At 56.4% G+C, this 7170-nt stretch carries 6 protein-coding genes; 5 read left to right on the forward strand and 1 reads right to left on the reverse strand.

Annotation, left to right across the window (positions count from 1 at the left end; translation table 11 throughout):
* Positions 1-251: 251 nt before the first annotated feature.
* The 5 genes from ACIP02_RS21555 (at position 252) to ACIP02_RS21575 (ending at position 6549) form a co-directional block, all read left to right on the forward strand.
* Entirely contained in the window at positions 252-848 is a 597-nt protein-coding gene (locus ACIP02_RS21555) for a sugar transferase (protein WP_400620286.1), read from the forward strand.
* The gene (locus ACIP02_RS21560) at positions 845-1471 is read left to right on the forward strand and encodes an acetyltransferase (protein ID WP_400620289.1); all 627 of its coding nucleotides are present in this window, start codon (positions 845-847) and stop codon (positions 1469-1471) included. Before ACIP02_RS21555 ends, ACIP02_RS21560 begins: the two co-directional genes overlap by 4 nt.
* Before the next feature lie 90 nt (positions 1472-1561).
* On the forward strand, positions 1562-2740 hold the full coding sequence (locus ACIP02_RS21565; protein ID WP_400620292.1) for a DegT/DnrJ/EryC1/StrS family aminotransferase: 1179 nt from the start codon (positions 1562-1564) through the stop codon (positions 2738-2740).
* Between the two features lie 170 nt (positions 2741-2910).
* Complete coding sequence (locus tag ACIP02_RS21570; protein ID WP_400620295.1) at positions 2911-4905, forward strand: polysaccharide biosynthesis protein; 1995 nt, start codon at positions 2911-2913, stop codon at positions 4903-4905.
* Between the two features lie 228 nt (positions 4906-5133).
* Positions 5134-6549: an O-antigen ligase family protein gene (locus ACIP02_RS21575; RefSeq protein WP_400620298.1), complete on the forward strand. Its 1416-nt coding sequence runs from the start codon at positions 5134-5136 to the stop codon at positions 6547-6549.
* A gap of 264 nt (positions 6550-6813) precedes the next feature.
* Here ACIP02_RS21575 and ACIP02_RS21580 read toward each other — a convergent pair.
* The coding region (locus tag ACIP02_RS21580; RefSeq protein ID WP_400620301.1) for a transposase at positions 6814-7170 on the reverse strand (357 nt) is incomplete at its 5' end.

Raw genomic sequence — 7170 nt, forward strand, 5'->3', positions numbered from 1 at the left:
AACCGGCCAGTTCATACATTATGCAAAAGCGTCAGGTGTCAGTGTCAGGCTGACCTTGGCTTACCTGAAATCCGGGTTGGCATCGTCCAGCCCAAACCTTCAATCAGGGTACCTTGATCGACGCGGTAATCTGCGGTAGACATGTCAAGTTGGCTTGAACCGAATTAAACCGTAGCCAGCGTTTCGCGCACGTTCCCACATTGCACAGCATTGAATACGTGCACGCACTCAAACAATTCCGAGTCAACTCAATGTTTAAGCGTCTTATCGATATCTGCGCGTCATTATGCGCTTTGATACTCCTGTCTCCGGTAATGGCTGTAGTTGCCTGGAATATTCGCAAAAAACTCGGTTCACCTGTGCTGTTTCGTCAGGTGCGTCCAGGCCGTAACGGCAAGCCCTTTGAAATGATCAAGTTCCGAACCATGCGCGACGCAGTGGATGCGCAGGGTAATCCACTTGCCGATGCAGAGCGGATGACGCCCTTTGGCAGCTTCTTGCGCGCCAGCAGCCTGGATGAGTTGCCTGAGTTGTGGAACGTCCTGAAGGGTGACATGAGCCTGGTGGGGCCACGCCCATTGTTGATGGAATACTTGCCACTTTATAGCCAGGAACAGCGCCGTCGCCATGAGGTGCGCCCCGGCGTGACGGGGTGGGCGCAGGTAAACGGCCGCAATGCATTGAGTTGGGAAGACAAGTTCAAGCTTGATGTTTGGTATGTCGATAACCAAAGTTTACTGCTCGACTTCAAGATCCTGTTCATGACCGTAAAAAAGGTGCTTGTCAAAGAGGGTATCAGTGCCGAAGGCAACGTCACCATGTCCAAGTTTACCGGGGGCAAGCAGTGAAGCGGCTGGCCGTGCTGGGTGCCAGTGGGCATGGAAAGGTCGTGGCCGACACCGCTCAGCATTGTGGCTGGGAGCAGGTTGATTTCTTTGACGATGCCTGGCCCGGCCGAACGCACAATGGGCATTGGCCAGTGGTGGGCGATTCTGCAGCATTGCAGGCACGCCTTCAGGATTACCAAGGCGTGATTGTTGCGATCGGCAATAATGGCATTCGCCATGCCAAGCTTGAAGCGCTTTCGGGGGCCGGTGCGCCGCTGGTTTCATTGTTGCACCCTATGGCTTTTGTCAGCCAGTACGCGTCCATCGGTCCAGGGTCTGTGGTGTTTGCAGGTGCTGTGGTCAATGCCGATGCGCGCGTGGGATACGGCGCGATCCTGAACACCGGCTGCAGCGTTGACCATGATTGTGTGCTGGGGAATGCTGTTCACGTAAGCCCGGGTGCGAGGCTTGCCGGCGCCGTCAGCGTGGGTGACCGCAGCTGGGTGGGGATTGGCGCCTGTGCCAGGCAACTGACCAGGCTGGGTTGCGATGTGACCGTGGGTGCAGGCGCTTGCGTGGTAAGCGATGTAGCGGATGGCAAGGTAGTCGTGGGTGTGCCAGCGAAAGTCGTTGTAACAGGGTGAGTTGAAATCAACTATCCTGAATGCAGCGTTACAGGCTTTGTAAACGTTTGATTTTCTGAATTTTCATTTTGGAATTGGTGGGTGTGAATTGTGCTGAATTCTCCTTTTTCCCCCTGGCCGTCTTTTTCTGAAGAAGAAGCCAATGCAGTACGCGATGTCATCCTCTCCAACAAAGTCAATTACTGGACAGGGCAGGAATGCCGTGAGTTCGAGAAAGAGTTTGCTGCCTGGAGTGGTTGCGCACACGCGGTCGCACTGACCAACGGTACTGTCGCGCTTGATCTGGCGTTCCAGGCATTGGGCATTGGTGCAGGGGATGAGGTGATTGTCACTTCCAGAACCTTCCTGGCTTCGGTTTCCAGCATTGTGAATGCCGGCGCCACACCTGTGTTTGCCGATGTCGACGCCGATTCGCAGAATATCACCGCACAGACCATCGAAGCCGTGCTCACTTCGCGTACCCGAGCGGTTGTCTGTGTGCACCTGGCCGGCTGGCCTTGCGACATGGACCCGATCATGGCGCTGGCCGAACAGCACGGCCTGAAGGTCATTGAAGATTGTGCGCAGGCCCACGGTGCCAAGTACAAAGGGCGCCCGGTCGGTTCCATCGGGCATGTGGGTGCATGGTCGTTCTGCCAGGACAAGATCATGACCACCGGTGGCGAGGGTGGCATGGTGACCACCAACGACCGTAGGCTGTGGTCAGCCATGTGGTCATACAAAGACCATGGCAAGAGCTGGGAAGCCGTTTACGAACGTCAGCATGCCCCGGGCTTCCGTTGGCTGCATGAAAGTTTTGGGACGAACTGGCGCATGATGGAAGTGCAGGGGGTGCTGGGGCGCATTCAGCTGCAGCGGATGGCGCAGTGGCAAGAGACCCGCCTGGCCAATGCCCGCAAGATCTGGGACGCCGCCAGCCAGTTGGCCGGCCTGCGTGTTCCCACCGTTCCGCAAGACATCCTGCATGCTGCCTACAAGTGCTATGTGTTCGTTGAACCGCAGTCATTGAAGCCAGACTGGACGCGTGACAGGATTCTCAACGAAATCGCCGCTCGTGGTGTGCCGTGCTTTTCAGGGTCGTGCTCCGAGGTCTATCTGGAAAAGGCATTCGACGGTACGCCCTGGCGTCCGGCCCAGCGCCTGCCGGAAGCGGCACAACTGGGGGAAACCAGCTTGATGTTCATGGTTCACCCGACACTGACACCTGCCGAAATTGACAAGACCTGCCAGGTTTTGCACGACGTCATGCGCGAGGCGCAGGCCGTTTGAACTTCTGATTGTGCTTTCAGTTCTACTGCCATCGACCAATGCCGGGTCGCGTTGAACTGAGAGCACGTCATGGCTTTGCCATGCCGCAATGGCTGACGATGAACGTCACATATTAGAGGCCGAACCGTACGTTCAGGCGGTTCGAGAAGGTCCAGGGCTTAGAGGGATTTATGGATAGAGCACGGGCATTGTTGCTAGGGCTATCGCGTAGGAAAAAGCGGCTGATTCAGGTTGTTACCGACGTTCTGCTGATTTGGTTGGCACTGTGGATGGCATTCGTCGTGCGCCTGGGCATTGAGGAGGCCATCAATCCCCTGGAAGAGCACCGCTGGCTGTTCGTCTGTGCCCCCGTCGTGGCAATCCCCCTGTTTGTTCGCTGCGGGTTGTACCGAGCGGTCATGCGATATTTCGGCAATGATGCGCTGATCGCCATCATCAAGGCCGTCAGCCTTTCGGCATTGGTGTTGACGGTTATCGTCTATGCCTTCGGTAACCATCAGGCAATAGTGCCGCGTTCGGTCATTTTCAATTACTGGTGGCTAAGCCTGATCATGGTCGGCGGGCTGCGACTGGCGATGCGTCAGTACTTCCTCGGTGACTGGTACGCGGCCGTGCAGCATGTGCCATTTGGTAATCGCAGCAGTGGTTTGCCCAAAGTGGCCATTTATGGCGCCGGGTCGGCGGGCAACCAGTTGGTCGTTGCGCTGAGAATGGGGCGGCAGATGCGCCCGGTGGCATTCATTGACGACGACCGCAGCCTCGCTGGGCGGGTGATTGCCGGTTTGCAGGTCTATACCCCGAAACATATCCAGCAGCTTATCGATTCAACAGGCGCAGAGGAGATTCTGCTGGCGGTGCCTTCTGCAAGCCGAGGCCGACGCCGTGAAATCCTGAACTTCCTGGAGTCGTTCCCGTTGCATGTGCGTACCGTGCCAGGCTTCATGGACTTGGCCAGTGGCCGGGTCAAGGTTGACGATATTCAGGAAGTGGATATTGCCGACTTGCTGGGGCGTGACCCCGTGCCTGCGCAAAAAGATCTGTTCTCGCGTTGCATCGAGGGCCAATGTGTCATGGTGACGGGCGCAGGTGGCTCCATCGGCTCGGAATTGTGCCGGCAGATACTGGGGGCTCAACCCAAGACGCTGCTGTTGTTCGAACACAGTGAATTCAATCTTTACAGTATTCAAACCGAACTGGAGCAACGCGTCAGCCGCGAATCGCTGTCGGTGAATGTGTTGCCGATACTAGGTTCGATACGCAACGAAGCAAAACTGCTGGAAGTGATGAAGGCCTGGAAGGTCGACACGGTCTACCATGCCGCTGCCTACAAGCATGTACCGATGGTCGAGCACAATATTGCCGAGGGCGTGCTGAATAACGTCATCGGCACGCTGAATACGGCCCAGGCAGCCCTGCAGGCCAGGGTATCCAACTTCGTCCTGATCTCGACGGACAAGGCCGTGCGCCCGACCAATGTCATGGGCAGTACCAAGCGCTTGGCCGAGATGACCTTGCAGGCACTCAGCCGGGAGGCTGCGCCGGTTCTTTATGGTGATGTGGATAACGTCTCCCAGGTGAACAAGACGCGCTTTACCATGGTGCGCTTCGGTAATGTGCTGGGTTCATCAGGCTCGGTCATCCCGCTGTTCCACAAACAGATCAAGTCGGGTGGGCCGCTGACGGTTACCCACCCCAACATCACACGTTACTTCATGACCATTCCGGAAGCCGCGCAACTGGTCATTCAGGCCGGTTCTATGGGGCAGGGCGGCGACGTGTTCGTGCTCGATATGGGCGAGCCGGTAAAAATTGCCGAGCTGGCGGAAAAAATGATTCATCTGTCCGGGCTGAGTGTGCGCTCGGAGCGCAACCCGCATGGCGATGTGGCGATCAAGTACACGGGCTTGCGCCCGGGTGAAAAGCTCTACGAAGAGTTGTTGATCGGCGATGGAGTGATTGCCACTTCGCACCCCATGATCATGAGCGCCCATGAAGACTTCCTGCCTTGGGATGTGCTCAAGCCACGGATTGCTGAACTGGTCAGTGCGGTTGGGCAGGACGACTATGCGCGCGTGCGCCAGTTGCTACGTGATTCTGTCAGTGGTTATACGCCGGATGGCGAGATTGTGGATTGGTTCTACCAGCAGCATCGGCTTGACCCCTGAGGCTGCCCGGGGCAAGGCCATCGAGGATGCTGTACAGCCCTTGATGGCCCTGGTTGAGCGTGGCGAAACCGGCCGCGAAGGTATTTCCTTAATATTGTTTACTTAAAACGGAACTGAATTACCACCCTTGTGGCCTATGGCATACTCGGGTGTGCTGCACCTCGCTCAACCGCCCCCTCCTGATAGCTACCCGCCTCGCTTGTCGTTGATGAAAGGATCCGTTCCCCAATGCATAAGAGTAGTGTTGTACCCGTAATTGCGGCGCTGGTCGCTTTCCTGTCGGTTTCAACCATGTTGCGTTTTCCTGGGTTGCCGGTGGGGATAGGTGAAGTCATTGTGGTATTGGCGGCCTGTATATTCATACGGCGCGGAAATTTTCTGCAGAACCTCAAGCATCCATTGATGTTGTTCTGGCTGGCCTTCATTGCCACTGCCATCGTTGGTTATTTCGTCAGGAAGGTGCAGGGCGAAGGTACGATCCACACGGCCATTGCCTATGTCTACGCGGCAGGCTTTACCTTGATTGTGCTGGCCTATGTCGGCGATTTGAACAAAGTAGGTTTCCAGCGATTCATTCGGGCAATGGGCACGATCCCAGTCTTGTTGCTGGCCATTCCGTTGTTCATTTTCCTGATCGGTAGTGTCTGGCTTTCCGACATGCTGGAGATCAACACCACGTTCTATCCATCACGTGTATCGGCGTGGTCAACCAACCCTAACCAGCTGGCGCTGTTCCTGTTGCCCGTACCGATCTGGCTGGCAGCTATTTACCAGAACACCCAATGGCAAGGCTTGCGGCTGTTCAAAAAGTTCTTTTTCTTGTGGTTCTTCTTCTTTCTGGGTTTTTGCGTACGCAGTGATGCCCTGTTGTTGGCATGGTGCATTGGTTTGCCATTGTTGACCGGGATGGCCTGGTGGTGGCTGGGGCGTTTGAACTGGAAGTTCTTTGCCACCATGCTTACAGCGTTTGTACTGGCATTCGGTTCATTCAAGTTTTTCTTCGATGGCCCTGGCCAGCAGTTGTTCCAGAGCATGCGGGCAGAGATTGCCGAGCGCCTGGCGACACATGAGCGGGAGGTAGCAGCCAACGAAAGTAAAGGCGGCGACGCTGATAAGCCTTCGGCATTTACCGCCATTCTGAAGAGTGCCAAAGCACTTGCGCCGCAAGCTGATGGCAACACCGAGCATCAGGCAGTACCTGGTCAGCCTTCATTCGGGCGTTCGGACTCGGCGATAGGCATAGGCATGGACCCGAACAAAGCCGGCGTGCGCAAGACGCTCTGGATTCATGCCTTGGAGGTCTGGAAGCTGTCGCCAATCGTGGGGCATGGGCCGGGTGCATTTTCCTACCTTGATTCGCCGGAGCAAAGGCAAGAAGCGCATAACCTGCTGCTGGACATGCTGACTCAGGTGGGTGTTGTAGGGGTTGTTCTGTTTGCGGCCTTGTATCTCTGGCTGCTGGCAGGCGCGATCAAGGCGCGCGACCCATACTCGATTACCCTGCTGGTGATCTTGATGGTGTTCTCCGGCGCTCATTTCATGCTTCGTCAGCCGGTATTCACGCTGTACATGGTCATGTGTGCGGTGATTATCAAGAATCGGCTGTTCGGCCTTGAAAGCAATGAAGCTGAAAAGCCTGCATGAAGGATCGAGCCCGAACCTGTGGAAGCGGGTTTGCCCTAATGCCAGTAGTTGGGCCGCGTTGCGGCCCATCGAGGCGATTCGTCCACGACAAGCCAGCTGCCACCGGTACGACGCATGGCTTGAGTTCAGTGCAATCGGTGTGGGAGCAACTGTCTTTAAGGGTTTATTTTCAAACGATCCTTTCAGGCATGGCTTCGCTGGCGATACCGCAGAGCGGTGTCGCCGGCGAAGCCCGCTTTTCAGTAGATTGGCCCTCGCTTGCTATCAGGTTGCGGATACCTGAGATTTCGGTTCTTTCCACCTCGTGCCATCTCGCAGCATCGCGTTAAGACGCACCAAGAGCTTGCGCATGCATGCCACGATAGCGACCTTGGCACGCTTGCCTCGCGCTCGCAGAGCTTCATATTCGGCTTTGACTTCCGGGTCGTGCAGGACCATCGCCCAAGCTGACATATAGATTGCGCCGCGCACAGCATAGCGTCCGCCCTCGATCGATCTGGGGCCGCTCTTCTTGCCGCTGTCGTTGTTGTAGGGCGCCAACCCTGCCAGGGCTGCGATCTTGCGCCCTCTCACTGTTCCGAGCTCAGGCAGACATGCCATGATCGTGCCGCACGTAATGGC

Source organism: Pseudomonas sp. NPDC089408 (assembly GCF_044749445.1).
In the GTDB taxonomy this organism is placed as follows: Bacteria; Pseudomonadota; Gammaproteobacteria; order Pseudomonadales; family Pseudomonadaceae; genus Aquipseudomonas.